Origin of the sequence: Rhodococcus sp. CH91, from assembly GCF_022554085.1 — a bacterium.
GTDB lineage: Bacteria > Actinomycetota > Actinomycetes > Mycobacteriales > Mycobacteriaceae > Rhodococcus.
The window spans coordinates 1-22,378 of the sequence record NZ_JAKFYR010000021.1 but is presented as its reverse complement, the minus strand read 5'-3'; the positions used below and the strand labels follow the sequence as shown (position 1 = coordinate 22,378).

General features: G+C 63.9%; 30 protein-coding genes and 1 pseudogene. 11 read left to right on the top strand and 20 right to left on the bottom strand.

Annotated elements, in window-relative coordinates; all coding sequences use genetic code 11:
• Positions 1–456, bottom strand: a 456-nt coding sequence (locus tag MOM01_RS22680) for an alpha/beta hydrolase (RefSeq protein WP_241387703.1), incomplete at its 3' end; no start/stop codon positions are given.
• Positions 457–823: 367 nt separating this feature from the next.
• On the opposite strand from MOM01_RS22680, the gene MOM01_RS22675 reads away from it, so the two are divergent.
• Positions 824–1,393, top strand: a complete 570-nt coding sequence (locus tag MOM01_RS22675) for a TetR/AcrR family transcriptional regulator (RefSeq protein ID WP_241387702.1) — start codon at positions 824–826, stop codon at positions 1,391–1,393.
• Positions 1,394–1,664: 271 nt separating this feature from the next.
• On the opposite strand, the gene MOM01_RS22670 is transcribed toward MOM01_RS22675, so the two are convergent.
• Both MOM01_RS22670 and MOM01_RS22665 read right to left on the bottom strand, forming a co-directional pair.
• A complete protein-coding gene (locus tag MOM01_RS22670) occupies positions 1,665–2,879 on the bottom strand; it encodes an FAD-dependent oxidoreductase (RefSeq protein ID WP_241387701.1) in 1,215 nt (404 codons plus the stop codon).
• Positions 2,880–2,911: 32 nt separating this feature from the next.
• Positions 2,912–3,496 (bottom strand): TetR/AcrR family transcriptional regulator, encoded by a 585-nt coding sequence (locus MOM01_RS22665; protein ID WP_241387700.1) that lies wholly within the window; start codon positions 3,494–3,496, stop codon positions 2,912–2,914.
• Positions 3,497–3,686: 190 nt separating this feature from the next.
• Here MOM01_RS22665 and MOM01_RS23245 point away from each other — a divergent pair, with 190 nt between their 5' ends.
• The 6 genes from MOM01_RS23245 (at position 3,687) to MOM01_RS22640 (ending at position 7,354) form a co-directional block, all read left to right on the top strand.
• Complete coding sequence (locus tag MOM01_RS23245; RefSeq protein ID WP_277610124.1) at positions 3,687–3,965, top strand: ATP-binding cassette domain-containing protein; 279 nt, start codon at positions 3,687–3,689, stop codon at positions 3,963–3,965.
• Positions 3,923–4,621, top strand: a complete 699-nt coding sequence (locus MOM01_RS22660) for an ABC transporter ATP-binding protein (protein ID WP_308197033.1) — start codon at positions 3,923–3,925, stop codon at positions 4,619–4,621. The genes MOM01_RS23245 and MOM01_RS22660 overlap by 43 nt, the downstream gene beginning before the upstream one ends.
• Positions 4,621–4,854, top strand: coding sequence for a hypothetical protein (locus tag MOM01_RS22655; RefSeq protein WP_241387699.1), 234 nt, complete (start codon positions 4,621–4,623; stop codon positions 4,852–4,854). The genes MOM01_RS22660 and MOM01_RS22655 overlap by 1 nt, the downstream gene beginning before the upstream one ends.
• Positions 4,851–5,384, top strand: coding sequence for an ABC transporter permease (locus MOM01_RS22650; RefSeq protein ID WP_308197032.1), 534 nt, complete (start codon positions 4,851–4,853; stop codon positions 5,382–5,384). The genes MOM01_RS22655 and MOM01_RS22650 overlap by 4 nt, the downstream gene beginning before the upstream one ends.
• Positions 5,385–5,546: 162 nt before the next feature.
• Positions 5,547–6,737 carry a sensor histidine kinase gene (locus MOM01_RS22645; protein WP_241387697.1) on the top strand — a complete coding sequence of 397 codons (1,191 nt, stop codon included), beginning with the start codon at positions 5,547–5,549 and terminating at the stop codon, positions 6,735–6,737.
• Positions 6,734–7,354: a response regulator gene (locus tag MOM01_RS22640; protein WP_241387696.1), complete on the top strand. Its 621-nt coding sequence runs from the start codon at positions 6,734–6,736 to the stop codon at positions 7,352–7,354. Before MOM01_RS22645 ends, MOM01_RS22640 begins: the two co-directional genes overlap by 4 nt.
• A 279-nt stretch (positions 7,355–7,633) precedes the next feature.
• Here the strand turns inward: MOM01_RS22640 and MOM01_RS23240 are convergent.
• From MOM01_RS23240 to MOM01_RS22580, 12 genes and pseudogenes are all read right to left on the bottom strand, one after another.
• Positions 7,634–7,908, bottom strand: a pseudogene (locus tag MOM01_RS23240) (hypothetical protein); the annotation flags it as partial.
• Between the two features lie 208 nt (positions 7,909–8,116).
• Entirely contained in the window at positions 8,117–8,734 is a 618-nt protein-coding gene (locus MOM01_RS22630) for an RES family NAD+ phosphorylase (RefSeq protein ID WP_241387695.1), read from the bottom strand.
• The gene (locus MOM01_RS22625) at positions 8,731–9,255 is read right to left on the bottom strand and encodes a hypothetical protein (RefSeq protein ID WP_241387694.1); all 525 of its coding nucleotides are present in this window, start codon (positions 9,253–9,255) and stop codon (positions 8,731–8,733) included. Before MOM01_RS22625 ends, MOM01_RS22630 begins: the two co-directional genes overlap by 4 nt.
• A gap of 176 nt (positions 9,256–9,431) precedes the next feature.
• Positions 9,432–10,991 (bottom strand): polyamine aminopropyltransferase, encoded by a 1,560-nt coding sequence (locus MOM01_RS22620; RefSeq protein ID WP_241387693.1) that lies wholly within the window; start codon positions 10,989–10,991, stop codon positions 9,432–9,434.
• Positions 10,992–10,995: 4 nt separating this feature from the next.
• Positions 10,996–11,466, bottom strand: coding sequence for a DUF350 domain-containing protein (locus tag MOM01_RS22615; RefSeq protein WP_241387692.1), 471 nt, complete (start codon positions 11,464–11,466; stop codon positions 10,996–10,998).
• 32 nt (positions 11,467–11,498) lie between these two features.
• The gene (locus MOM01_RS22610) at positions 11,499–11,894 is read right to left on the bottom strand and encodes a DUF4247 domain-containing protein (RefSeq protein WP_241387691.1); all 396 of its coding nucleotides are present in this window, start codon (positions 11,892–11,894) and stop codon (positions 11,499–11,501) included.
• The gene (locus tag MOM01_RS22605; RefSeq protein WP_241387690.1) at positions 11,891–12,394 is read right to left on the bottom strand and encodes a DUF2617 family protein; all 504 of its coding nucleotides are present in this window, start codon (positions 12,392–12,394) and stop codon (positions 11,891–11,893) included. Before MOM01_RS22605 ends, MOM01_RS22610 begins: the two co-directional genes overlap by 4 nt.
• Complete coding sequence (locus tag MOM01_RS22600) at positions 12,391–12,984, bottom strand: DUF4178 domain-containing protein (protein WP_241387689.1); 594 nt, start codon at positions 12,982–12,984, stop codon at positions 12,391–12,393. Before MOM01_RS22600 ends, MOM01_RS22605 begins: the two co-directional genes overlap by 4 nt.
• A gap of 412 nt (positions 12,985–13,396) precedes the next feature.
• The gene (locus MOM01_RS22595; RefSeq protein WP_241387688.1) at positions 13,397–13,795 is read right to left on the bottom strand and encodes an amphi-Trp domain-containing protein; all 399 of its coding nucleotides are present in this window, start codon (positions 13,793–13,795) and stop codon (positions 13,397–13,399) included.
• A gap of 420 nt (positions 13,796–14,215) precedes the next feature.
• On the bottom strand, positions 14,216–14,773 hold the full coding sequence (locus tag MOM01_RS22590) for a hypothetical protein (RefSeq protein WP_241387687.1): 558 nt from the start codon (positions 14,771–14,773) through the stop codon (positions 14,216–14,218).
• Complete coding sequence (locus tag MOM01_RS22585) at positions 14,757–15,365, bottom strand: RNA polymerase sigma factor (protein WP_241387686.1); 609 nt, start codon at positions 15,363–15,365, stop codon at positions 14,757–14,759. The genes MOM01_RS22590 and MOM01_RS22585 overlap by 17 nt, the downstream gene beginning before the upstream one ends.
• A gap of 628 nt (positions 15,366–15,993) precedes the next feature.
• Positions 15,994–16,314 (bottom strand): barstar family protein, encoded by a 321-nt coding sequence (locus MOM01_RS22580; RefSeq protein WP_241387685.1) that lies wholly within the window; start codon positions 16,312–16,314, stop codon positions 15,994–15,996.
• A gap of 63 nt (positions 16,315–16,377) precedes the next feature.
• Between MOM01_RS22580 and MOM01_RS22575 the strand changes: the two genes are divergently transcribed.
• Positions 16,378–16,890 carry a nitroreductase/quinone reductase family protein gene (locus tag MOM01_RS22575; protein ID WP_241387684.1) on the top strand — a complete coding sequence of 171 codons (513 nt, stop codon included), beginning with the start codon at positions 16,378–16,380 and terminating at the stop codon, positions 16,888–16,890.
• Positions 16,891–16,939: 49 nt separating this feature from the next.
• Here the strand turns inward: MOM01_RS22575 and MOM01_RS23485 are convergent, their stop codons facing one another.
• Entirely contained in the window at positions 16,940–17,371 is a 432-nt protein-coding gene (locus MOM01_RS23485) for a helix-turn-helix domain-containing protein (protein WP_374112367.1), read from the bottom strand.
• A gap of 25 nt (positions 17,372–17,396) precedes the next feature.
• Between MOM01_RS23485 and MOM01_RS23480 the strand changes: the two genes are divergently transcribed.
• The gene (locus MOM01_RS23480) at positions 17,397–17,963 is read left to right on the top strand and encodes an NAD(P)H-binding protein (protein WP_374112366.1); all 567 of its coding nucleotides are present in this window, start codon (positions 17,397–17,399) and stop codon (positions 17,961–17,963) included.
• Positions 17,869–18,228, top strand: a complete 360-nt coding sequence (locus MOM01_RS22570) for a hypothetical protein (RefSeq protein ID WP_241387683.1) — start codon at positions 17,869–17,871, stop codon at positions 18,226–18,228. Before MOM01_RS23480 ends, MOM01_RS22570 begins: the two co-directional genes overlap by 95 nt.
• A 369-nt stretch (positions 18,229–18,597) precedes the next feature.
• Here the strand turns inward: MOM01_RS22570 and MOM01_RS22565 are convergent, their stop codons facing one another.
• Positions 18,598–18,864, bottom strand: a complete 267-nt coding sequence (locus MOM01_RS22565) for a hypothetical protein (protein ID WP_241387682.1) — start codon at positions 18,862–18,864, stop codon at positions 18,598–18,600.
• Between the two features lie 331 nt (positions 18,865–19,195).
• Positions 19,196–19,756 carry a TetR/AcrR family transcriptional regulator gene (locus MOM01_RS22560; RefSeq protein ID WP_241387681.1) on the bottom strand — a complete coding sequence of 187 codons (561 nt, stop codon included), beginning with the start codon at positions 19,754–19,756 and terminating at the stop codon, positions 19,196–19,198.
• A gap of 107 nt (positions 19,757–19,863) precedes the next feature.
• Here MOM01_RS22560 and MOM01_RS22555 point away from each other — a divergent pair, with 107 nt between their 5' ends.
• Entirely contained in the window at positions 19,864–21,057 is a 1,194-nt protein-coding gene (locus tag MOM01_RS22555) for an MFS transporter (protein ID WP_241387680.1), read from the top strand.
• A 239-nt stretch (positions 21,058–21,296) separates the two neighbouring features.
• On the opposite strand, the gene MOM01_RS22550 is transcribed toward MOM01_RS22555, so the two are convergent.
• Together MOM01_RS22550 and MOM01_RS23475 are read right to left on the bottom strand one after the other, a co-directional pair.
• Positions 21,297–21,872, bottom strand: a complete 576-nt coding sequence (locus MOM01_RS22550) for a hypothetical protein (protein ID WP_241387679.1) — start codon at positions 21,870–21,872, stop codon at positions 21,297–21,299.
• A 290-nt stretch (positions 21,873–22,162) separates the two neighbouring features.
• Positions 22,163–22,378: hypothetical protein (locus MOM01_RS23475; protein WP_374112365.1), on the bottom strand; the 216-nt coding region annotated here is incomplete at its 5' end.

Below are 22,378 nucleotides of genomic sequence, written 5' to 3'. Positions count from 1 at the left end.
GTCGAGGTTCTTCTCGGCGCCGGCGGTCGCGATCCATTGCGCGGTGGCCCAGACCTGCTCGATCGCGTGGGGGTAACGCACCTCGGGTGAGCGGTCGTATTCGGGGAAGACCACGGCGGCGTTCGCGCCGACAGCGAGGTCGCGCACGAGGCGGTCGTGGGTGTGGGCGTCGCCGAAGACCCATCCGGCGCCGTGCGTGTAGAGGATGACCGGCAGGGTGTCGGTGGCGCCGGCCGGGCGCACGATCCGCACCTGGACCGTCCCGGTCGGGCCGCCGGGGATCTCGATCCATTCTTCGTCGATCGCCGGTTTGAAGATCGGTTCGTCCTGCACGCTGTCGACGGTCTTCCGTCCCTCCTCGGGGGCGAGTTGGTAGAGGTACGGCGGGTTGGCGGTCGCCTCGACGAACGCTTGGGCGGCGGGTTCGAGGGAGATGTTCTTCGGGTTCGCGGACATGGCGTGCACTTCCTTCCGGTCGGTGAAGCCGGTGTGAGAACGATCGTTCTCGGTGTGGTCGACTGTAGAGAACGACCGTTCTCGGCGTCAAGGGGGAGCTGAATTTCGTGCCGCTCCCGACTGCGTCGGAAGGTGGGCCTGCGGGTCGGCGGCGCGGCCCGCAGGCGGCAGGGGTTCGCTCTCCGGCGATACTGCCGAGCTTGACGGTATCCGTTTCCGAAAGTTCGACCGAGATGCCGATGATATTCTCCCGCAAGTGTTTTACGGAGGTTTTCGTCAATATCGGAGAAGGATCCGGTGATCGGCCGCGGCTGCTCGCCGAACGTCGAGAGAACCACCGTTCTCGCCTGTCGGTACACTGAGACTCGTGAACGACGAGACCCGCACCCGTATCGTCGAAGCCGCCGATGCACTCTTCTACAGCCGCGGCTTCGGTCAGGTCGGCATGGACGCTGTACGCGACGCCGCCGGGGTCTCGCTGCGCGCGCTCTACAAGGAGTTTCCCTCCAAGGATGACCTGATCGCCGCCGTCCTCGCTGGTCGCCACGAGATGTGGACGAGAGGCGTCGAAGCAAAGGTCGATGCGATCGACGATCCGGAGGCCCGGCTGCTGGCCGTCTACGACTTCCTGAGCGACTGGTTCGCAGATCCCGGCTTCCGCGGCTGCGGATTCATCAACGCCTTCGGCGAACTCGGGTCGGCGAACCCGCGCGTCGCCGAGATCGTGCGCGAACACAAGGCGGATTTCCAGCGCTATGTCGCACGCCTGGTCGTCGAGGCCGGCGCGCCCGAATCCCTTGCTCCCCAGCTCGCCATCCTCGCCGAAGGCGCCCAGACCACGGCAGCCATCGCAGGGACAGCGGACGCCGCGAAGCAGGCTCGTGCGGCAGCGGAAGTCCTCATCGCCTCCACGCTGGCCGGCAGGCGAGGTCGGTGATCGTTCAAGATTTCACCGCTGACGTCACCGCAGGGGCATAGCCACCAGGTGGCGGATGATCTGGTTCCGGCTTATCTGTGGCAGCGGATGACGCCGCCGCTGCCGCCCCGCGATCGACGGTGCGCACGTGCGAAACCCTGAGCAGGGGATTCACGCAGGCCCGTCGCCGGACGATCGGGCCGTGCCGGCAACAATCATCATGTGTTCGTCGACCGGCACGGCGCACCCTTGGCGGTGACGTCGACCGGCGGTAACCGGTACGACGTCATCCCTAGGCTGCCTGACGGTTCGTCTCTCGGATATCGCTGAGGGCGAGGGAATTTCGTTGGTTCTTCTTGTGAAGGAGCGACGGTATGATCCGAGCGATGTCGCCGAGTCCGCCGAGTACGGTGGTGAGCCGGGGGCGGTGTTGCGTGCGGCTGATGTACTCGATGGTCCGCGCGGTGACGGATTGGGCTGATTCGGCGAAGGGGCGCACCTCGGACTCGTATCGGGTGAACGCCGACGTGGTGGCACTGCCATACCGTTGCAGCGCTGCGGTAAGTGATACTACTCCGAGTAGTGCGCCGTGGGCGCCCATCCCCGACAGTGGGTCGATGCAGTGTGCTGCATCTCCGAGCAGCACGACGCGGCGGGTGTGCCAGCGGGACAGGCGAACCTGGGAAAACTGTGTGGTCTTGATGTCGGACGAGGCGCGGGCCGCCGATGCGATCGGCTCGAGGTCGACGCCGAGGTGTGTGATCGTGTCGGCGACGTGATCGACGAGTGCTCGGTGATCCAGTGGTGTGCCGGCGGGGACGGGGAGTGCGGCGAGGATCATGGTCCGGGCGGGGTCCCGGTAGGGGTAGATCTGCAGGGCTGTGCGGTTCCGGGCGGCCAGGATCGCTTGTCCATCGAGCAGCTTTTCGTCGACGTTGATCCACAGGTGGGTGACGTCGTTGCGGTACACGCTTGCCGACTCCGGAGCCAACGTCAGTTCCCGCACGGTCGAATGCAGTCCGTCCGCACCGACGACCACGTCGAAGGTGTCGGCGGTTCCGTCCGCGAAGTGGGCCTTCACGCGGTCGGTGAAGTTCTCCAGTGAGTCGAGACGCACTCCCAACCGGATGTCCACCGTGGATGGCACGTGAGCGAATATCGCCGACAGGAACGGGGAGCGGTCTGCCAGACGCCAGGGCTCGCCGCGGTGGTCGCGAGTATCGAAGGACAGCGTTCGTGTTTTCCCTTGCCCGCACCAGCGCAGTGCGGTGTTCGGGCTCGGGTAGGTGGTCCGGTCGATCACGTCCTGTGCGCCCATCCGGCGCAGGATGTCGATGGCGACGTTGTCCAATTGCAGGAGGTAGCTGCTGGGGTAGGGGTCGGTCCGCTGGTCCACCAGCACGACCTCCCACCCGCTCTCGTGCAGCCACCAGGCGGTGGCGCACCCGGCCAGGCCGCATCCGACCACCAGTGCACGCTTCGTTCCGGTGGAAGTATGGGTGTCCACGTTCTGGTCCTCTTTTCGATTGCGTCGGCGCATCAGCTGTCGAATGCGGTGTTGCGCTCGGTGATGTTCAGTAACAGCTCACGTGCGTGCCGAATGGTCTCGCCGGTGAGTCCGGTGTCCCACAGCATGTTCGACACGAGACCGTCTGCTGCGTGTTGCACCAGCAGGATGCGATCCGGATGCAGGCCGTCCTCCGCGAATGCGGTGCGCCAGAAGTGTGCGTCGGCGCGAAGCAGTTCTGCCACGCCGGGGACCACGCAGAGGGTGTTCCACATTCCGGGGTACTCGAAGTGGCTACGGATGTCGTCTTCACCGTCGAACAACACCCGGATGTAGGCGCGCAGCAGTTTGCCGGGGCGGTTCTCGGACAGGTCGACCGCGGCGAACACCCGTTCACGCAGGGTGTTGAGCGAGTGTTCGGCTACAGCGACGAAGAGCTCGTCTCGACTGCGGAAATGGTGAAGCAGACCACCTTTGGACACGCCGGCGGCCTCCGCGACAGCGCCGATGGCTGTCGCTGTCCCGTGCTGGTGGATCATCTGCGCCGCAGCGTCGAGGATGGCCCTGCGGGTTCGTTCGGTGTCGCGGGTTCCCGACCCGTTCCGTGTGTCGCTCATGCAGACAACATACCAAATGATTGGAATTGCCGACCATATGGTCGGCTAGGTGGGCGTGGGGGCAGGTACGGCGTCCAGGCGTGTCCCCACACGGTGCTGTGCATCCACCGAACGGTGGAGACGCGAATCAACCCGAACTCCGACGCTACGGTCGATGTGGCGGGGTGCGGCGCGCCCGTAACTTCGCAGTATGACCGCGGTAGAGGTACGCAATCTGCACAAGCGCTACGGGCAGCACGTTGCCGTTGACGACGTCTCTTTCACTGTTGAAGAGGGGGAGATCTTCGGCATCATCGGACCCAACGGTGCCGGCAAGACGACAATTGTCGAGAGCATCGCCGGGTTACGAACGCCCGACTCGGGCTCGATTTCTGTGCTGGGATTCGACCCGATCAAAGACCGGGGGGAGGTGCGTGAGCGCTCGGCGTGCAATTGCAGGACAGCAGCTTCCCGGACGCGATCAAGGTAGCCGAAGCGCTCGAGCTCTACAGCTCCCTGTACCGGGACCCCCTCGATTGGCGTGAGCTCATGGAGTTCCTGGGTCTCGCCGAGAAGCGCAACACGCGATACAAGGCTCTCTCAGGTGGGCAGAAGCAACGGCTTTCGATCGCGCTCGCTCTCGTCGGTAAACCGAAGGTCGCGATTTTCGATGAGCTCACGACGGGACTGGACCCGCAGGCGAGGCGCGACACCTGGAGCCTCATCGAGCGGATTCGTGACACGGGCGTCACGATTCTCCTCGTCACGCACTTCATGGATGAGGCGGAGCGTCTCAGCGACCGGATCGCCGTCATCGACGGTGGACGGGTTGCCGCACTGGACACGCCGGCAGGGCTCATCGCGAAGGCGAGTGCGGTGCAGCAGGTCCGGTTCCGCGTGAGGCAGCCACTGGACAAGAATGTCCTGATCGGGCTTTCCGACGTAACCAAGGTCGAGATCACCGAGGGCCGCTGGCTGGTGACCGGCAGGGGACAGCTTTTGAGCAGCGTCGCAGGGGCTCTCGCCAGGGCGCAGGTCGTGGCGGAGGATCTCCGTGTCGACCAGCGCAACCTGGACGACGCTTTCCTGGCTTTTACGGGACGCGCCCGTCGAACCTCAGAACTCTCCGAGAGGAGGGGTGACTGATGAGTGCTTTCCTGAAGATGGTCCGGGTCGAGACGAAGCTCTTCCTTCGTGACTCTGCCACCGTAACTTTCGGTGTGCTGTTCCCGGCGGCGCTCCTGCTCGGGCTGGGTGCCATTCCGACGCTCAGGGAGTCGGCGCAAGGAACGGGCGGGCTCCGGTCCATCGACATCTGGGCACCGACCGCACTGGTGTTCGGGATGGTGATGATTGCCGTGCAACATGTCCGGCAGTGATCGCGACATATCGTGAGCGCGGAATGCTTCGCAGGCTGTCGACCACTCCCGCGAATCCGCGGACTGTCCTGCTCGCGCAGATGATCGTCGCGTTCGCCTCTGTGGTCGTCTCCGCAGCGCTCATGATCTTCCTCGCGTGGGTGGTGTTGGATATCGCGCCGCCCGAGCGGCCCCTGGAGTTCGTCGTCGCCTTAGTCGCCGGATATGCGGCGCTGCTCGGGCTCGGCATGGTCTCCGCAGCAGTAGTGCGCACGAGCAGTGCGGCGAACCAGATCGGCACTCTCCTGTTCGTTGCATTGATGTTCTTCGGCGGAGCCTTTCTTCCCCGTGTGCTCATGCCCGATGTGCTGCGCGAGATCGGCGAATTCATCCCTCCCGGACTGCAAGCCCTCACCGCGGCGTGGTCCGCAGAAGCGGGTGACATCACCGCCACCACCACGGGGCAGCCTTTCTGGCTGCAGATCGCCACAATGGCGGGTATCACAGTGATCGCAAGCTCGGTCGCTGCAAAGCTCTTCCGCTGGGAGTAGGTTTCGATGATGAGGGATGCCGGCACCGGTGAGCGACTGAGCTTCGGGACGTACGAATCGGCCGTCGCGGACGAGGTGGAGATCGCGAATCGCTCCCGCTTGGCCTGGAAAGAGGACCAGCTACGGATCTGGGACCTTCTGCAGGTGTCCACACCGTGGCTGTTGCTGACGATCTCGACAGTGATCTATTTCTCGTGGGTGCTTCCGGCCTCCGGCGAACATTTCTGGCCCCAGGGCGCACCCGTTCTCGGGCTGGTTGCCGTCTCGGTGCTGTGGGTGCTGTTCGGGCACACGCTTCCTATCAAGAGAAGGACGCTCCGGCCCGGGACCGCGGGCATCTACTTCGTCGGACTGCTGGTGCTGTGCCTCACCCTCATGTCGTACTCCGATGTCTTCCTCGTCTTTACCATCGCGGGCTTCTTTCATGCATATCTACTCACGCCGTGGCCGTTGGGGGTCCTTGGAGTCCTGGCCACCTCCGTGGCACTCAATGGCTCGGCGATGCGCACGTGGGCCGACCCGACCCCACAGATGATCGCGGAATTCATCCTGATCGTGGCCGTGCAGACGGCGGCGATCGGGGTGGGCATCGTGCTGACTGCGCGCAGCGAACCGGAAGAACGCAAGCGGGAGGAACTCGTCAAGCGACTCGAGGAGGCACTGCACGAGAATGCCGGGCTCCATGCGCAACTGATCGTCCAGGCCCGTGAATCCGGGGTGCACGATGAGCGGCAGCGATTGGCCGGCGAAATCCACGACACACTGGCCCAGGGGCTCGCCGGCATCATCACGCAGCTCCAGGCAGCAGAGCGGATCGCGCGCGTGCAGGACGAGACGGACGAGCATGTAGCGCGTGCACTTCGGCTTGCGCGCAGCAGTCTGACCGAGGCCCGGCGGTCCGTGCAGGCGCTCGCTCCTCAGGAACTCGGGCGAGCGTATCTCCCCGACGCGCTGCGCACGTTGACCGAGCGATGGTCGCAGGACCAGGGAATACGAGCGCAGATCGAGGTCACCGGCACGCAAGAGCCACTGAGCCCAGCGATCGAGGTCTCGCTCTTCCGAGTGGCACAGGAGTCGCTGACCAACGTAGCGAAGCACGCAGATGCCTCACGCGTCGGTGTCACGCTGTCGTACACGGGCACCGAGGTGCTGTTGGACGTACGCGATGATGGGCGAGGGTTCGCACAACGGGGCGGAACCGGCTTCGGCCTGACGAGCATGCGCCAGCGGATCAGAGGGGTCGGCGGCCACGTCGAGGTGCAGAGCGCACTCGGTGAAGGGACATCGGTCAGCGCGCGGGTTCCGGCGATCGCCCAGAGGGGTGCGAGAGCAAAGGAGGAAGCCGACCTATGATTCGACTAGTGGTTGTCGACGACCATCCGATCGTGAGGGGCGGTCTTCGCGACACTTTTGCAGACGCCCAGGACATCGTTGTGGTCGGTGAGGCCGGTGACGGCGGCGAAGGCATCGAACGTGCGAAAGCACTGTCGGCCGATGTCGTGCTCATGGATCTTCGGATGCCCGGGATGGACGGCGTCGCCGCGACTGCGGCCATGCGCGAGCAGGCCCCGAGTGCCCGAGTGCTGATTCTGACCACCTTCGACAGCGAGAGTGACGTACTGCCGGCAATCGAAGCAGGCGCGATCGGTTATCTCCTGAAAGATGCTCTGCCCGAAGAACTGATGCGGGCTGTCCGTGCAGCCGCGCGCGGAGAGTCGGTACTCTCACCGTCGGTGACGCAGCACCTTATGGGGTATGTGGGAAAGCCTCGCGCGGGCCTTTTGACCGATCGAGAGAAGGAGGTGTTGCAATTGGTCGCGAACGGCAGTTCGAATCGAGAGGCCGCTACGACGTTGTTCATCGGAGAGGCGAGCATCAAGACCCATCTGCAGCACATCTACGACAAACTCGGCGTTCGTGACCGAGCATCGGCGGTGGCCGAGGGTTATCGCCGTCGCCTGCTCATCTGATCGACTTCTGGCCCTGCACCCGCTGGTGTGGCGTAGCAGTGGATGCGGTTGCTGTAGGTGCGCTGCTCGACCGTGCCGATCGTCTCCAGTTCCCTTGGCGCGATCTCGAGTGTCGATTTCGCTTCGACACAGAACGGATTCCAGTAAGGATAGTTGTCGAGGTCGGTGAGGACCTCCCGGACGACACTCGCGGGTGCGTCGATCTCGACGTCGTTCGAGCGAACGGTGGTAGCGGAATCGTATCGGGGATGGGCAGTTCGGTCCTCGGGTCTCCTGTGGTCAGCGGATGAGGGTTCCCAGGTCTACCGGAATCTGAGCGCCGGTGATGTGGCGAGCTTCGTCGGACAGCAGCCAGGCGACGGTGCCGGCGATCAGCTGCTGCATCTCGACGGGTTGCATGTCGGTGGTCTCCCCGGCGGGTGAACGGTGTCGACGCGGATGCGGTGCTGCCCGAGCAGGATCGGCACGGCCGTCTTGACGGTGTGGAAGACTCCGGTCAGGTTGATGTCGATGGTTTCCTGCCGCTGCTCGAGGGTGTGCTCCCAGGTCGTGGCGGCGTCGGCCTCGGCCGGCAGCGTTCGGGCGTGAGCGGTGCCGGTCTTGGTGATCTGTCCCTGTGTGCGGCTCGCTCCGGAATCCGGTCCATCCGAACTGTCCTGCCGAGGACCGCCTCGAATAGCTGGTGGTGCAGGCGCGTTCGGTCGAACTCCTTGCTCGCATCGGCGGCATGCTCCGACCTGGCGGCTCGGCTGGACACCGTTGTCACTCCGGTGGTTCGACGATGCGTACCGCTCGAGGAAGTGTCTGTACGGCGATGCCGCAGCGAGATGCTGCGAGAGTGAGGGGTTCGGGTTGGGGGTCTGCCGGCCAATCGGCTTCCCCGGCCGGTCCGAAGAGGGCGGCCGCGTTCGCGTTCGGAGTGGTCGTAAAGCGGGTTTGGTATCGGATGCCGTCGAAGTCGGTGTCGAGTGCAGCGGCCCACGCGTGAGGGATGTCGTAGGGAGTCATGGTGGCCAGTTCACGGGTGAGGCCGAAGTCGGCGGCGGATTCGGCGCAGGTATCGGCGAGTGTGTGACTGCTCGGCACGCGCAGGGTCGATATGACTCGGTCGGCAGCGAATTCGCGGGTGATCACCCCGAGGGAGGTGAGGCTTTCTCCGACGGTTTCGCGGATCGCGGTCCTGTCGTCGAAGGCCAGATAGCAGGTGCCCCGGGGAGAGCGCAGGTCGAAGCGGCCATCGCCGGACGAGGAGAACCACCAGGGTCCGTTGGTGGCGCGGTGGCCGCGTTTGAGTGATGTGCGCCTGGTCAGGCGCCAGCGGGGGAAGCGGATCAGTGCACGGGTTCCGGGGGCGCGGAGGGCGAGGTCGTCTCTGCTCACGTAGTCCACCGCTGGGCGTCTGCGCGGGCGGCGGTCAGGACCGGTTCGAGGGGGCGGTCCTCGGTCAGCCATTGTGCAGCGGTGCGGCCGTCGAGCGCGTCCTGTGGTGCGCACAGCCACAGTGCGCAGGTCCACGGATCGGCAGCGGCTCGTAGTGTTTTCCACACGGGGATGAGGGTGGGATGGACGGTGCCGCTGCTGGTGAACTGCCATACGGGGTAGACCCACTGGCCTTCGTCGAGTTGGCAGGCGATCAGGGTGTGGGTGGCGACTTTCTTGCTCACCGCTTGGCGGGAGATGCCCCACCATCTGGTCAGGCCGGCGGTGTCGTAGAACGGACCGACGATCTGGTCGTAGATGTGGTGGGAGGGCAATGCTGCGGTCATGGCATCGGCGATGGCGGATACATCCGCGAAGGTGTCGGGTGATGTGCCGGCGGCTCGGGCGGCGGCGAAGGTGCGATGGACGCGGCGTGCGAGTTCCTCCATCAGGCGCTTTTCTTGTTCGAGCAGGGATGTCATCGCCACGAACTCCTCTCCGCGTCAACCATGTCAACTACAACTATGCCCCGTTCTGTCAACCTCGTCAACCGCTGCGACGGTGCCGGCGGCTTGACGAAAAACCGACTCTCCGGCGCCGGCCCCACCTGCGCGAGTTGCTGGTGATGTTCATCGACGCCTCGATACGAATCCACAGGTCAGAATTGGTAGCCGCGACGGAGGTCGTCGACGATGCGAGGCCGATCCAGTGTCGACGGTTCCATCTCCCGAGGCTGCCGATCGAGTGGGAACACCGCCGCCCCAGCGAGGGTTGCGGGGTCGAGAAACTTCCGCGGTGCGGCATTCGCCGACAACGCCGGCGTCGGCGGCGGGCCGGCCTGTGCAAGGACGAATCCCCAGTCACCGAAACTCGGCACGTGCACGTGATAAGGGGTCACGCCGAGCCCTGCCGATCGGACGGTCGACACCGTCCGCCAATACGCATCCGGTGTCGAGTACGGACTGCCCGCCTGCACGCTCATCAGACCGTCGGGTTTCAACACCGACGCGGCGAGACCGTAGAACTCGGCCGAATACAACCTTCCCAGCGCGGGGGTGTCCGGGTCGGGCATGTCGATGATGATTGCGTCGAACCCTGCACCGACGTATTCGCGCAACCATGCGAACGCATCGGCCACGACGACCTCCACACGCCTGTCCTGCAGGGCACCGTCGTTGAGGCCGGTCAGCCGGGTGTTCGCCAGTTCGATCACCATCGGGTCGAGCTCGACCTGCACGACCTCCTGTACGTGCGGATGCCGCAGCAGTTCCCGCGCGGCCAGTCCATCACCGCCACCGAGTACGAGCACCCTGCCGGCGTCGCGGGCGAGCGCCGGATACACCAAGGCCTCGGTGTAGCGGTGCTCGTCGCGGCTGGAGAACTGCAGGTCACCGTCGAGGTACAAGCGGAGATCATCACCGCGGACGGTGACCACGATTTCTTGATAGTGCGAACGTTGCGCATGCACCACGGGATCCGGATACAGCCGTTGTCGCGCGGTGGTCTCGATATCGGATGAATGCGCCAGCAGGATGGCGAGCAGAGTCGCGGCGAGGAGCAACGCCACCAATGACAACGCTCGAGTCGCCGGCCTCAGGTGGCCGCGCAGCAGGAACAACGCTGCGATGGCCGCCGCAGCGAGGTTCACCATTCCGGTCAGGGCCGCACCGCGGATCATTCCTGCAGCGGGCAGCAGGAGCAGCGGCCACGCCAGACCACCGATCAATGCGCCCGCATAGTCGGCCGCGTTCAGATTGGCGAGCACCTTTCCGGAGTCGCGGGCGTCGGCGTTGCGGCCGGTCTGCAGCAACGTCATGAGCAGCGGAACTTCGGCACCTACCAGCATGCCGATTGCTGCAGTCGCGACGACGAGCACCCATGTCGACGACCCGATGAACGTGAACGCCACGTACAGGACGGTGGCGCTCAACCCGCCGACCAATCCGAGAATCACCTCGACCGCCACGAACGCTGTTGCGGCATAGGGCAGCAGTGGTTTGGCGGCAAGCGCCCCGACTCCCAGGGCAGCCACGAAACCTGCCACGATGAGCGAGGTCTCGGTGATTCCGCCGCCGGTCAGACTCACCGACAAGGTCAGCAGCGCCAGTTCGTACACCAGTCCGCACGCGGCACACGCCGCAACTGCTGCCAGCAGGAGCACTCGTGCCCGGCGTCCCATAGCCGGGGCGCTCGCCTCCGGAGTCGTCACAGTGGTCATGGCGTCACGACAGGGCGGCGGCGTTGACCAACCCGACCGACAGCAGAGTGATCGCCACGGCCCACGCGGCACCGCTCATATGGGGTTCACCGACGAGGGCCGTGATCTGTCCCGGCAGCACACGGTTCATGATGAGCAGGGCAGCGGCCTGCAGCAACACGCCGACCAGGCCGTAGACGAGCGAGTCGGTGATCCCCTGGGCAAATCCGTCGGAACTGGTGGCGATCGCGGTCACCACGATGATGGCCAGTGACAGGTGATTCGCGCCGAGCAGCAGTGCAGCGTTAGGGTTGCGATCCACATACACCTGATGACGCAGATTTCCCGGTGTCAACCCGTCGAGCACTGCGAATCCGAGAGCCAGAACGCCGACGCCGACAGCAAAGTAGATCAGCGTCCCGACCACCCCTTGTAGTAACAGGGACGGATCGACGGTGCCGATCTCGAGGTCGGCTGACAGCAAGGTGACGGTCATGTCTTCAAGGTTCCGATCTGGTGAGTTCGTAGTTATTTCGCGCTCCCCGAGCCACCGGAGGTGTTTCCGGCGGCCGGCGAACCCGGTGTGAAGCCCGGCCCGAGGAACACGAACCCGCCGCCGCTGTAGCGGCCGTCGAGGTCCTCGACGGTGATGGTGCTCCCACCGTCCGGGGCAGCCCCGACGATGACGATGTCGTCGTCGTATCGAAGGTATTCGTTGCCGCCGTCCGCCCGCCGCGCAGCAGGCGCCTCCTCTGCGACGATTCGGGACACCGTGGTCCCCACCGGATCAGGTGAGTAGTAGGTGTCGACATCTCCCGAGGTGCCGCGGTGTTCGTACGTGTCGTCGATGTGGTCGCGCACCTGACTGCCGCAACCTGCGGTGACGAGTACCGCAATAGCGAGCACGGTGAGCATTCGCTTCATGGCCGCCACCGGCTTTCCGTTTCGACGATGACGCCTGTGTCGGCACACGGGTAGAGATGCCAGGTCCGCCAGTGCCATTCACCGGCATCGGCTGCCCCGGTGAGCACGGTGAGCGCATCGTCACCGGGGAACTCCGCGCACAGCCAGTGATATGCGGACGCTGCAGTCCGGCGCAACTCTTTCGCCCGCTGTGCGAGTTCCGCGCGTTGCACGAGCGTGGTGCGACTGCGGAACCGGTAGCCGTCGCGGTCCGCATGATCGGGAAGTGGACGGCCGCCCGCGTCGACCGCGTCGCACGAAACCTGTTCGGTGAGTATGTGCTCTCCGCGTTCCGCCGTTACTACGTGTGAGGCGCCGAGTACACCGAGGATGAGGGTGCCCGCGAGGGGATCGGTCAACTGTGTGGACACGAGCGGTGTGGGTGCAGGAGCGTCGAGTACCAATCCCAGTGCTGCAGCCGAGACATCGCGTGGTGCGATGTCGAGCATGTGCAGGCTCATTGCGGGGGTCCCGCGTGGATGACAGTCAGTTCGCTACGCGTGACCGCACGCCCCGTCGACACCTCCCACGATCCGCTGCGGGACCACCGCTCGAACGCGAGCAGGCCGGTGCGGTCGGCGGTGGCATAGTCGGCGTAGTCCATGATGCCGGTCGGAGCGGTGCCCGTCGTGCCCTCAGCAGTGAACTGGGCGGTGCCGCGTTCGAGTTGCCGGTAGACGCGATCGTCGAGGACCACATCGCCGTCAGGTTCCAGGCCCGTGCCTTCACGCCGCATCCACAGGGTCATGTCGAGTTCGCCCTCGTCGTTTTCGACGGTGAGCCAGCGGCGGCCGGTCGATCCGTCGAGCAGATGCTCGTACCAGCGATAGCCTTCTTCGTCGAGGGTGAGAGTGCCGCGTACGACGTGGTCGATGCCTGCATAGGTGATGATGTCGCCGACCCCGATCGCGTAGGGGTCCCACACCTCCGGATAGTCGGCGAGCGGATCGATTCTTGCGGGCGGGGCGGTGGGTTTGCGGGTGCGAACCACCACCACGACAACGCCGACGACGACGGCGGCGATCAGCAGGACAAGCAGGACTTCGGTCATCGAGTACCCCGGGTCGGCAGTATTTCCGTGGGTCGACCCTACCGGCCTGCATGAGGGCGAGCCGAACGGTGCGGTTTTCGTGCGTTCGAGCGCTCGCCCCGGTCGGTCGGGTAGGAACTCGCGCGCGCATACTCACAATCAGTGGTGAAGCGATCGGCCGGACTTGTCGGCACTCGGGATTATCAGTACGTAGGGTCGTGCCTGGACGTCCAGCGCCGAGCTCGACCACGTCAGAGTGTTGCCCGAAACGTGCGGCAGGAAAGTCAGTGCTGCGCTGAGGGCGAGGCGATACGGAGGATCGGGCCCTCGCCGTCTCGGAAGCGGCACGTCCGATTCTTCATGTGTCGGTGTTGTAGCCGGTCAGGCCTGTGTGGTGTCAGCACGAGTGATGACACCAGGTGTTGCGCATAGATCAGTCGGCGGTGCGCTTACGCGGCCGTCCACGCCGTACCGTTTTCTTGATCGGGGCTCTCGGTCGCGGGTCGGTTTGCGGTGTCTCGTCTTCCTCATCCTCGTCCGTGTCCTCATCTACATCCGCGTCCTCGTCCGCGTCTTCAACCTCATCGGCGTGTGAACTGTCGGATGGGAGGTCGCGCCAACTGAATTCGACTTCGATTTCGACCCGGTCTCCGTCCACTTCTATCTCGAGTTCCCATTGCAGCCGGTCGGCGACGACGACCGAAATCGAGTCGCCGTCCGAACCCAGCTCCACTTCGGATCCCGTCGCCAAGGCGTGTCCGAGCGCAATCAGACGCTCGGACACCTGTTGGCGTGAGAGTTGGTTCTTCTGCTTGATTTCCAGCTTCGGCACGGCGACTCCTGACCTCGGTGCAGTGTGCATCTACGGTATCCGCCGCGGTGTGGGTAGGGGTCGGGAACGAGGGTGTCTCGCCGACGAGTTTGTGCTGAGAGGCGGACGATTTGTGGGCATCGCGATCGCGCTGACCGGGCAGTATCACCGACGGCGGTGAGTATGTCGGTAACGGCCGGGCAGATCCCCCGATAGCGGGTCCGGTCGGTTCCTACTTGCAGTCGATCTCGCACGCCACGGGTTGGTGACGGTGGGTGCATCCGGCAGCGTACTCACCGAGCGCGAGAACGAGACCGTCGGCAGACAGGTGTGGTGGGCCCTCGATGACGAGGAGGATATCGAGCCGTGCGGGCCGCGCTCGAGCCGAGGCATCGACCACTCGAACAAACGAAAACGAGGTCACCCCAGGCTGACCCTGCTTCAGCGTGGCGCAGTGGGAGGCGACATTTGCTCAGGGTCGCTGGCCGGGTCGAGTACGCAGGAGGGGGCCGGGATTTTCACCGGTGCCGTGAAGCCGAGCCCACGATCCGGTTTTCCGGAAACGCTGATCAAGACTGTGTATCCCTGTGGAATGTCTCGTCCGATGATGACGGAATCACCTTCCGCGTATGGAGAGTCCCATTCGGCGCCCTCAAAATAGTCGGGCGGTTCTGCATACGAGCAGTCGTCTGTCATCGCTACTGCTGTAGCTCGCACGCCGAGCCGCTGCAATTCTGCATTGGCGGCATCCACAGCTTTGACATCTTCAATCGACACGGTGACGGTGTCGTCGGCGTTCAGAGTGACTGCATACGCCGGGCTGTCTGTACCCGTCAGGGCAATAGCGGAGACGGCCCCTGCGACAGCGAGCGCACTGGCTGCGACGGCCAGAGGTCGGGTGGTCCGCCGGCGGTGTGGCTCGACTCGTTTCATCGTTGTCAACGTTGCTGAATGCCTGGTCAGCAACTCGTCGAGCAGGCTGTCATCGAACTTTGTCATCAGTTCCATCTCCTTGTGGCCGTTGCGCCGTAGTACGCAGTTTGTTTCGTGCTCGAAAGAGCCTGATACGCAGAGCGCCCGGCGACTGCCCCAGCGCTGCTGCGGCGTCCTTGGGCGTCAGGCCTGCCAGATCAACCAATTCGATGACATCGCGATCGGCGGAAGAGAACGCAGCCAGCTCATCGAGCAGGCGCCGTCCTCGAGCCTCCGCATCGATACGGTCGACGAGCTCGGCTATTTCGTCTGGATCCAGCACACGTCGACCATTCAATCGTCTGTCCGCATCGAATCGACGTGTTGCGTTCTCACAGTGCTGGGCGAAAACCCGGCGAGCTATGCCAAAAATCCAGCCGCCCGCCGCACCTCGGGCCGGGTCGAACGAGTCAAACGAGGCAATCACTTCGGTGAAGGTATCTCCCGTCAAATCCGCGACCACTTGCGGATCGGAGGTGCGACGGGAAAAATACCTGCTCACCGCCTGCACATGCGCCCGGTACAACTGCTCGAATTCCGCGACACGTCCCTGCGGATCTTTCTTCGCTCCGTCGCCTGGAATCGTCAATCCTCTTGTCGTCGAATTCTCCCCGCTCATTTCTTGCTCAAAAGCCAGTACTGCATTACACCCTGATCGGCGCCACTCGAATGGGCGGCTGTCTTCGTTGTCAACTCCTTCATACTTACTTCTTGCTCAAAAGTCGGCGTTGCGTTACGCCCGCAACCGGCCAGGCCCCGGCGCAGTCGTCGGTGATGCCCGCTGAGCTGCGGTTCGTGCCGGCCACGTCCGGGTGATTCGCTCACGCCGGCAACTCCTCCCGATTGTTTCTTTTCTCGGGCTTCGACGCCGTACCGGATCCCGGACACCCTGCCACTTCGCCCCTCAGGACCGTGCCACTTACAGCTGAAGATCACACGGAGACGTGGTGGCATGAACTCGCAGACGGTCCCGGCCCGGTCTGCGACAGTCCGGGTGCTCTGCCTGAAACTCCGTCTATGACGAACTGACGCCGCGTCTGCGGCTGGGCTGTCGTCCCAGGCCGAGACGAACAGTAAGTCGAATACATGTTCGATCGCTGGCCGACTGGGTGTGGTCCTCTGCCGTACCGCGTCGTGGACCCGCCGACGCCAGTGATTGTGCACATCGCCCCCGCTGTCGCGTCTCGTTCCAGATCCCGACCGGCAACGGCCGCGGCTACCTCGAAGTCGACCGATGGTGCCCCGCCTCAGCTGTCCGACCATGCACAACAGGGGATGGCCGTACGGCCTGTCAGACGTGCCTGCCGCGCAAACGCACCCAGTATCACGTGTGCGGTGCGGGAGTCGATGGCGGGCAGAGTGTCGAATCCGGCGATGGCCAGGACGGTGCCGGTGGCGGCGGGGTCACCGCCGAACAGATAGGCGCCCATATCGGCGAACACATCCGCGAGCGCGTCCAGGCTCCCGCCGTAGGAACGACGGTAGGACAAAGTCTCGGCGAGGATGTCGTACATGTCCTGAACCGAGATCCAGGGATGCGCGTCGATGTGGTGCACGGGATATCCCAAGCCGCCTCGTCGGTCGCCTCATTTAGGACGGTAACTGTCCTGTATTGGCGGCACACTCGGGTTATGAGTGAAATCTTCTCGGGCGCGGGTCAGCCGGATCGGGCCGGTATCACCGATTATGGCGACCCCGATGCGCCGTGGAACCAGGTGGGGGACGGCCAGGGTGGCATCGCCGATGGGAATAATGATGTGATCAGGGAGTTCCGGGAGAACTCGGGCAAGGTGGGTGGTGTCTACGCGGGTGGCGATCTCATTCTGCTCACCACCAGGGGAGCCAGGAGCGGTAGACGGCATACGGTTCCGTTGGCGCCTTTGTACCGGGGCGACGTCATGTTCGTCAGTTCGTTCATGGAGGACAGGTACCCGGCCTGGTGGTACAACATCAAGGTGAATCCGCCGGTCATGGTCGAACTCCGGGACAAGATCTACCAGGGAACCGGCAGGGTGCTCGAAGGTGCGGAGTACGACGAGTTTGCGAGCGGGGTGCTGGTCGACAACCCTCTGTTGGCGGATTTCCAGTCCAGGATCGATCGGCCTGTTCCGTTGGTCGTGTTGACTCTCGATGGTGAGGTCTGAGCGTTTCCGGGATCTGCCGACCTCGGTGTGTCGAATGGCGCGTACTGGGTTACGCAGCAGAATCAGATGCTTGCGGAGATCGCACTATGTGGTGCGTGCTGCGCGTCCCGCAGTCCGAAACAGCAGTAGGTTCCACATCGCGTCGAAAACGGCCACCGGCCGTTCGCCGGTGCGCTCGACCAGGCGTCGGATGCTCGCGGGCACCATCCGGATGATCCGTCCACCTCCGGTTGCGTGCCCGGCGAAGGCGGAACAGGTGCTCTTGCTCGGTATCACCGAGTTGTAAGGCCTGGGCGAGGACGACGCACACCTGCACCGAAGGTGCAGACGATCGTCCCTGTTCCAACCGCACGATGTAGTCCGCCGACACCGACGCCAGCACCGCGAGTTCCTCGCGTCGAAGGCCTTTCGTGCGGCGGCCGGTGTTTGCCGGAAGGCCCGCCATCTGTGGGGTGAGACGTTGCCGCCATACCCTCAGCATCGTTGCGAGCTCGTCCGATGAACCCATGAGACCCATTGTCGCAGTAAAGGCTGCGGGGAGGATGGTACTGCGGTTACCACCCACGACGCTGCCTGTGTATGTCGATACCAGGAAGGCGGATCTCTGGTGGCCCGCACGAGTGCGCCGTAGGTTCGGGGGTGCCTATCCGAGCGAAAACCGCTTTCGACTCGGTGGGCATATCTGCACTATTCCAATCACCAGAAAGAAACCATTCATGATCTTTGTCACCGGAGCCACAGGTCAACTAGGGCGCCAGGTCATCAACCACCTGCTCGATCGAGGAGTCCCGGCAGACCGGATCATCGCGGTGGATCGTGAATCCTCCAAGGTCGATTCTGCTGCCCTGGGGGTCGAGTTCCGTTGTGTCGACTACGACTGGCCCGATACTCTGCGCACCGCGCTCGTGGGCGCGAAGAAAGTTCTGTTGGTGTCCTCCCCGGCAGGGGCGGATCAAACGCGTATCCGGCGAGGGTCGGATGGCGTGGGCCAGCCGCGCCGACCTCGCCGAGGCCGCTGCGGTGGTGTTGACTCTCGAGAACCAGGTCGGGAAGGTCTACGACCTCACCGGTGACACGGTGTGGACGCTGTCCGATCTCGCCGCGGAGGTGGCCGCTCAGTCGGGCACACCCCTCACCTACACGGATTTGCCGACCGAGCAGTACCGGCAGATTCTGGGCGGGGCAGGATCGCCCGAGCACATCGTCGAGCTGATCGTCGACGCAGATGTTGCCATCTCTCAGGGCACCTTGGATTACGTCACCGGCGACTTGAGTGCCCTGTTGGGTCGGCCGACCACCCCGATGTCCGCGGGCGTCGCGCAGGCGCTGCAGAGCTAACCTCGGCCACGCCCGCTCCAGCCCGCAACGCTGCGGGCTGGAGCGGGCGTCGAAGTCGTTTCACCACCTGGGTGACTCCGCTGTTCACCAGCACTCAGTTGTTGACATCGGCGGTGGGCCAAGTGGTGCGGTAGTCCGCAACTCCGAGAATGGCGGCGACGTCGTAGGCCGGTGGATACTCCATTGGGAGTTGATCTGCTGCTCGACTTTCTCCCCTAAGTGTTGGGCTCAGTTTGAACATCAGTTCTTGCTCGGCGATTGTCGATCTTGTTGGTACGAACTCCCGCTTCCGGTCCTCGCTTAATCGTGCAGGGTTTACCTTCTGCGGGTTTGCCTGGCGACCGTCAAACCGGTGAGACACAGCATCGCTCACGACAACGCAGTCAGCCACAGGCCCCTTCCGATCTGCACTCCGAGTGCCGGGGCGAAGACTTCGGTGCTCATCGAACCGACGTCCATGATGTCCACGATTGAGATCACCAGGCAGATGACACCGGTTACGACACCGATCCAGCGATCGCCGATGCGGGACTTGCCACCGCGGGCGAGGATCGAGAGCAACGCGATCGCGACGACGATGCCCAGCGCCAGGGTGATGCCACCGCCGCCATCGTTGCCGTTCTTCGAGAACGCCATGAACGATGCCCACGGCCCGATGCTGCTGTTGACGATCCCGACGCTGGCAGCGATGGCAGCGATGAGATTGGGCAGGGAGTTGGTGGCTGGCGTCGAGGTCGTGAGCGGTGGCTGCCCGTTGCCGGCGGTCTGCAGGAGGAGTGACGATCTGGCTGGTGTGCAGGTGCGGCGAGCACAGCATCGATACGCCGTGGGTCAAGGCGGTGCGGGAGGGGAAGATCCCGAGCCGTTGTTTCACTTGCTCGCCGTCGGTTGGTCGGCCGGATCCGGGGTTCGCACGCGAGATGGGGCGGCGGAGCCGACGTTGGATCAGGATGTCTCCGTGGCACACTCATTCTTCGAATTCTCTTGTGAGGGTATCGATCACGCGAAGCACGAGACGTCGATCAGGTGTTTGTTGTTCGAGAAATCGATGAAGGGTCCAACCTTCGATGAGGGCATCGAGCGTGCGAATCAGGGGCTCCTGGAAATGCAGCGACAGGCTGCCTCGGCTAGCGTCCATCCATTCCCTGGTGAGCCCGGCAACCGCGGCATTGTGGGCGCTGTACGAATACATTTCGATCATCGCAGTCATCTGCAGTGGAGTGGCGTATGTGTTCCCGCACACCAGTTCGGTCAGGGCCGAACAGATCTGGTCATGTGTGACCGCTTCGGCGAGTGCGGCGTGGTACTGGTCGGACATCGTTCTGGCCAGCAGTCGGAATGCCTCTTCGAGGATTTGGGTCAGATTGTCGAAGTAGTACGTGACCGATCCGAGAGGGACTTGCGCGCGTTCGGCGATGTGCCGGTGGGTGGTCATGTGGACCCCACGTTCGGCGATGACTTCCAGAGCGGCCTCGATGATGCGCTCTCTGCGATCAGGATCGTTGGCAGACCGTTTCCGTTGTGACACAGCATCTCTCCTCTGTCGATCCGCGCTCGGATTATGTATCCGATAGACCTTTCGTGTACAAACGTACACACGATGCGTACGTTTGTACATTACTGCAAGGAGTTCGCGTGACTCAGTCGACGAAACTGCGGCGGAGGGGTTTGTGTGCCCTGTTTCTTCTTCCTGGTCTGGCACTGTCATCCTGGGTAACCCGCACCCCGGCGATACGGGACACCCTGGAAGCGTCGACCGGACAGATGGGTCTGATCTTGCTGGGACTATCGATCGGATCGATGGCAGGCATCGTCTTTTCGGGATCACTCGTCGAACGCTTCGGTACGCGCGCGGTGATCGGTATCGGCGCACTCGGCGTCGTAGCCAGCATGCCCACGATCGGCGTGGCGGCAATACTCGGTCAGGAGTTGATCGTAGGTGTGGGTTTGGGGTTGTTCGGCCTCGGAATGGGCAGCTGCGAAGTTGCCCTGAACATCGAAGGGGCAGCCGTCGAACAAGCCACGGGACAGCCGCTTCTTCCTGTGCTTCACGGATGCTTCAGTGTGGGCACCTTCATCGGTGCCCTTCTGGGTATGGCCTCAACTGCCGTGCAATTCCCGGTCTTGTGGCATCTGGTCCTCATCGGACTGGCGGGGGCAGGACTGCTGGTATGGGCGATCCGTGCCGTTCCGCCGGGAACCGGTCGCGCGTCATCGCCCGAACGATCACCGGACGTATCGTCCCGGGGCCCGGCGGTCTGGAAGGATCCCCGACTGCTGTTGATCGGCGTCATTGCGATGGCGATGGCGTTGGCGGAAGGTACCGCCACGGATTGGCTTCCTCTGATCATGGTCGACGGTCATGGATTCGACTCGACGTCGGGGTCGGCAGTCTTCGTGATCTTCGCGGCCTCCATGGCGGTCGGCCGCTTCTGCGGCGGGCCGATCGTCGAACGCTTCGGCTACGTGAGAGTGCTCGCTGCCAGTGCGACGTTCGGGTTGCTCGGGATGGCCATGGTCGCCTTCGTGGACAACCCTGTGATCACCGTAGTAGCGGTGATCGCATGGGGGCTCGGCACGTCGCTGGGCTTCCCGGTGGCATTGTCTGCCGCGGGTCGATCCGGCGCCCGGCCAGCCGCCCGGGTTGCTCTGGTCTCCACCATCGGATATCTCGCCCTGTTGGTGGGTCCGCCACTTCTCGGATTCGCCGGTGAGCACTTAGGCCTTCGGAACGCTCTGGCGGTACCCATACTCGTCCTCGCCGTTGCCGTAATTTTTGTCAGAGCTGCGAGACCGAGGGCGGAGAAAGCCGCTGCACTTAAGCCGTGATTCGTGAAACTGCTCGACTGTGCGGTTCGCGTTGGCTGGTTACGTGGGGTATCCGCTTCCTGGATCCCGAGCGTGTCTCCTCAGTCTCCAGAGAGCAGGAGGGCTGCAGACTGATTCGAGGTGTCCTCGTCGCCTGCCGGTCACCTCGTCGAAGCCGACGATCGTACGTAGTGCGCCGGGACGTGTTCGACGAGTTGGGGGTGCCAGCCTCCGCAGAGCTGACTGGGAGCGACGGGTGCTCACGGTACGCGGACGGTCCCTGCGTCGATTCCTTCCTGGATCTGCTGGATGCAGACCTCACGGGTCTGACCGGCTTTGGGCATACAGGTTTCGATGAACGACTCGTCCTCGGTGGGATACGGACGCGTGGTCGGGACCGTGTTCGGGTCCGGCATGACCGCGCCGGACGGGCTCCGGCACACTGTTCCGTCGCATACTCGAGAGTTGGCTGCGACTTCGGCCGCAAGCACGTTGTCGTGTTGTGCCTGGCAGTAGTCGGAGTACCCGGTAACCGAGCCGTCAGACCAGTACGTCTCGATCGGGCCGAGTCCGATCTGGCACGAGACGATGTAGGGCTCGGCGACGGTCTGCGCCGGGGCAGGCTCGACCGCAACGGGTGCGACCGACTCGGGCGCAGGCTCGATAGTGGTTACTTCCATCGTTGTCGGCTCCACCGTCGTACTGCTGCTGGTAGCGGGCGACGACGATGTCGTCGTTGATGTGCTCGGTGCCGGCTCGTCCTGGCTACTGCATGCTGTCACCAACACGGCAGCGGAACCTGCGGCACACATCAATTTCTTCACGTTCGAGTACACCGGATCCCGTAGCACTGGCGTTACCTCGTTCTACCGAGGTGCCGCTTCGATCGGGAGTATGCGGTATACCGTCGGGCACTTCACCCCGACCCGCCCTGGATGTCTTCGCTACGGCAGCGACTGAATGTGTTCGCTGATGATAAGCGACAAGGCTGCGGACGTGCGGCGGTGCAGTCGGAATGGGGGACGGTTGCCGGGCCGTAGGACGAGTGTCGGCGGGAGCACGCACGCGGAGCTGTCCGGCGCATGTGGATCGATCGGTACGAGCGGTTGCTGTGGCGTCGAATCTGCTAGCGGTCAACCCGCCGTTCGCGTCGATCCTGCGTGCCGAGACTCTTCCGCCCTACGGCGGCGACGCCCAATGATTGAACGCGGTGGCGGCGTACAACGGTCTGTCGGCGCCCGTGCAGCGACTCGCCGACGAGCTGCGTGCGGTGCACCGCTTCACCCCAGGTGACGGCGCTAACTGATCGTTTCAGAATGAGTTCGGCGTGGTAGATGGCGTT

Excerpts from the sequence above, each read along its gene's own strand:
- MOM01_RS22665 (WP_241387700.1), bottom strand. The coding sequence starts at position 3,496 with ATGAGCGACACACGGAACGGGTCGGGAACCCGCGACACCGAACGAACC.
- MOM01_RS23245 (WP_277610124.1), top strand. The coding sequence starts at position 3,687 with ATGACCGCGGTAGAGGTACGCAATCTGCACAAGCGCTACGGGCAGCAC.
- MOM01_RS22655 (WP_241387699.1), top strand. The coding sequence starts at position 4,621 with ATGAGTGCTTTCCTGAAGATGGTCCGGGTCGAGACGAAGCTCTTCCTT.
- MOM01_RS22640 (WP_241387696.1), top strand. The coding sequence starts at position 6,734 with ATGATTCGACTAGTGGTTGTCGACGACCATCCGATCGTGAGGGGCGGT.
- MOM01_RS22625 (WP_241387694.1), bottom strand. The coding sequence starts at position 9,255 with ATGACATCCCTGCTCGAACAAGAAAAGCGCCTGATGGAGGAACTCGCA.
- MOM01_RS22620 (WP_241387693.1), bottom strand. The coding sequence starts at position 10,991 with ATGACCACTGTGACGACTCCGGAGGCGAGCGCCCCGGCTATGGGACGC.
- MOM01_RS22615 (WP_241387692.1), bottom strand. The coding sequence starts at position 11,466 with ATGACCGTCACCTTGCTGTCAGCCGACCTCGAGATCGGCACCGTCGAT.
- MOM01_RS22610 (WP_241387691.1), bottom strand. The coding sequence starts at position 11,894 with ATGAAGCGAATGCTCACCGTGCTCGCTATTGCGGTACTCGTCACCGCA.
- MOM01_RS22605 (WP_241387690.1), bottom strand. The coding sequence starts at position 12,394 with ATGAGCCTGCACATGCTCGACATCGCACCACGCGATGTCTCGGCTGCA.
- MOM01_RS22600 (WP_241387689.1), bottom strand. The coding sequence starts at position 12,984 with ATGACCGAAGTCCTGCTTGTCCTGCTGATCGCCGCCGTCGTCGTCGGC.
- MOM01_RS22590 (WP_241387687.1), bottom strand. The coding sequence starts at position 14,773 with ATGACAAAGTTCGATGACAGCCTGCTCGACGAGTTGCTGACCAGGCAT.
- MOM01_RS22585 (WP_241387686.1), bottom strand. The coding sequence starts at position 15,365 with ATGAGCGGGGAGAATTCGACGACAAGAGGATTGACGATTCCAGGCGAC.
- MOM01_RS22575 (WP_241387684.1), top strand. The coding sequence starts at position 16,378 with ATGAGTGAAATCTTCTCGGGCGCGGGTCAGCCGGATCGGGCCGGTATC.
- MOM01_RS23485 (WP_374112367.1), bottom strand. The coding sequence starts at position 17,371 with ATGCTGAGGGTATGGCGGCAACGTCTCACCCCACAGATGGCGGGCCTT.
- MOM01_RS23480 (WP_374112366.1), top strand. The coding sequence starts at position 17,397 with ATGAGACCCATTGTCGCAGTAAAGGCTGCGGGGAGGATGGTACTGCGG.
- MOM01_RS22570 (WP_241387683.1), top strand. The coding sequence starts at position 17,869 with ATGGCGTGGGCCAGCCGCGCCGACCTCGCCGAGGCCGCTGCGGTGGTG.
- MOM01_RS22565 (WP_241387682.1), bottom strand. The coding sequence starts at position 18,864 with ATGGCGTTCTCGAAGAACGGCAACGATGGCGGCGGTGGCATCACCCTG.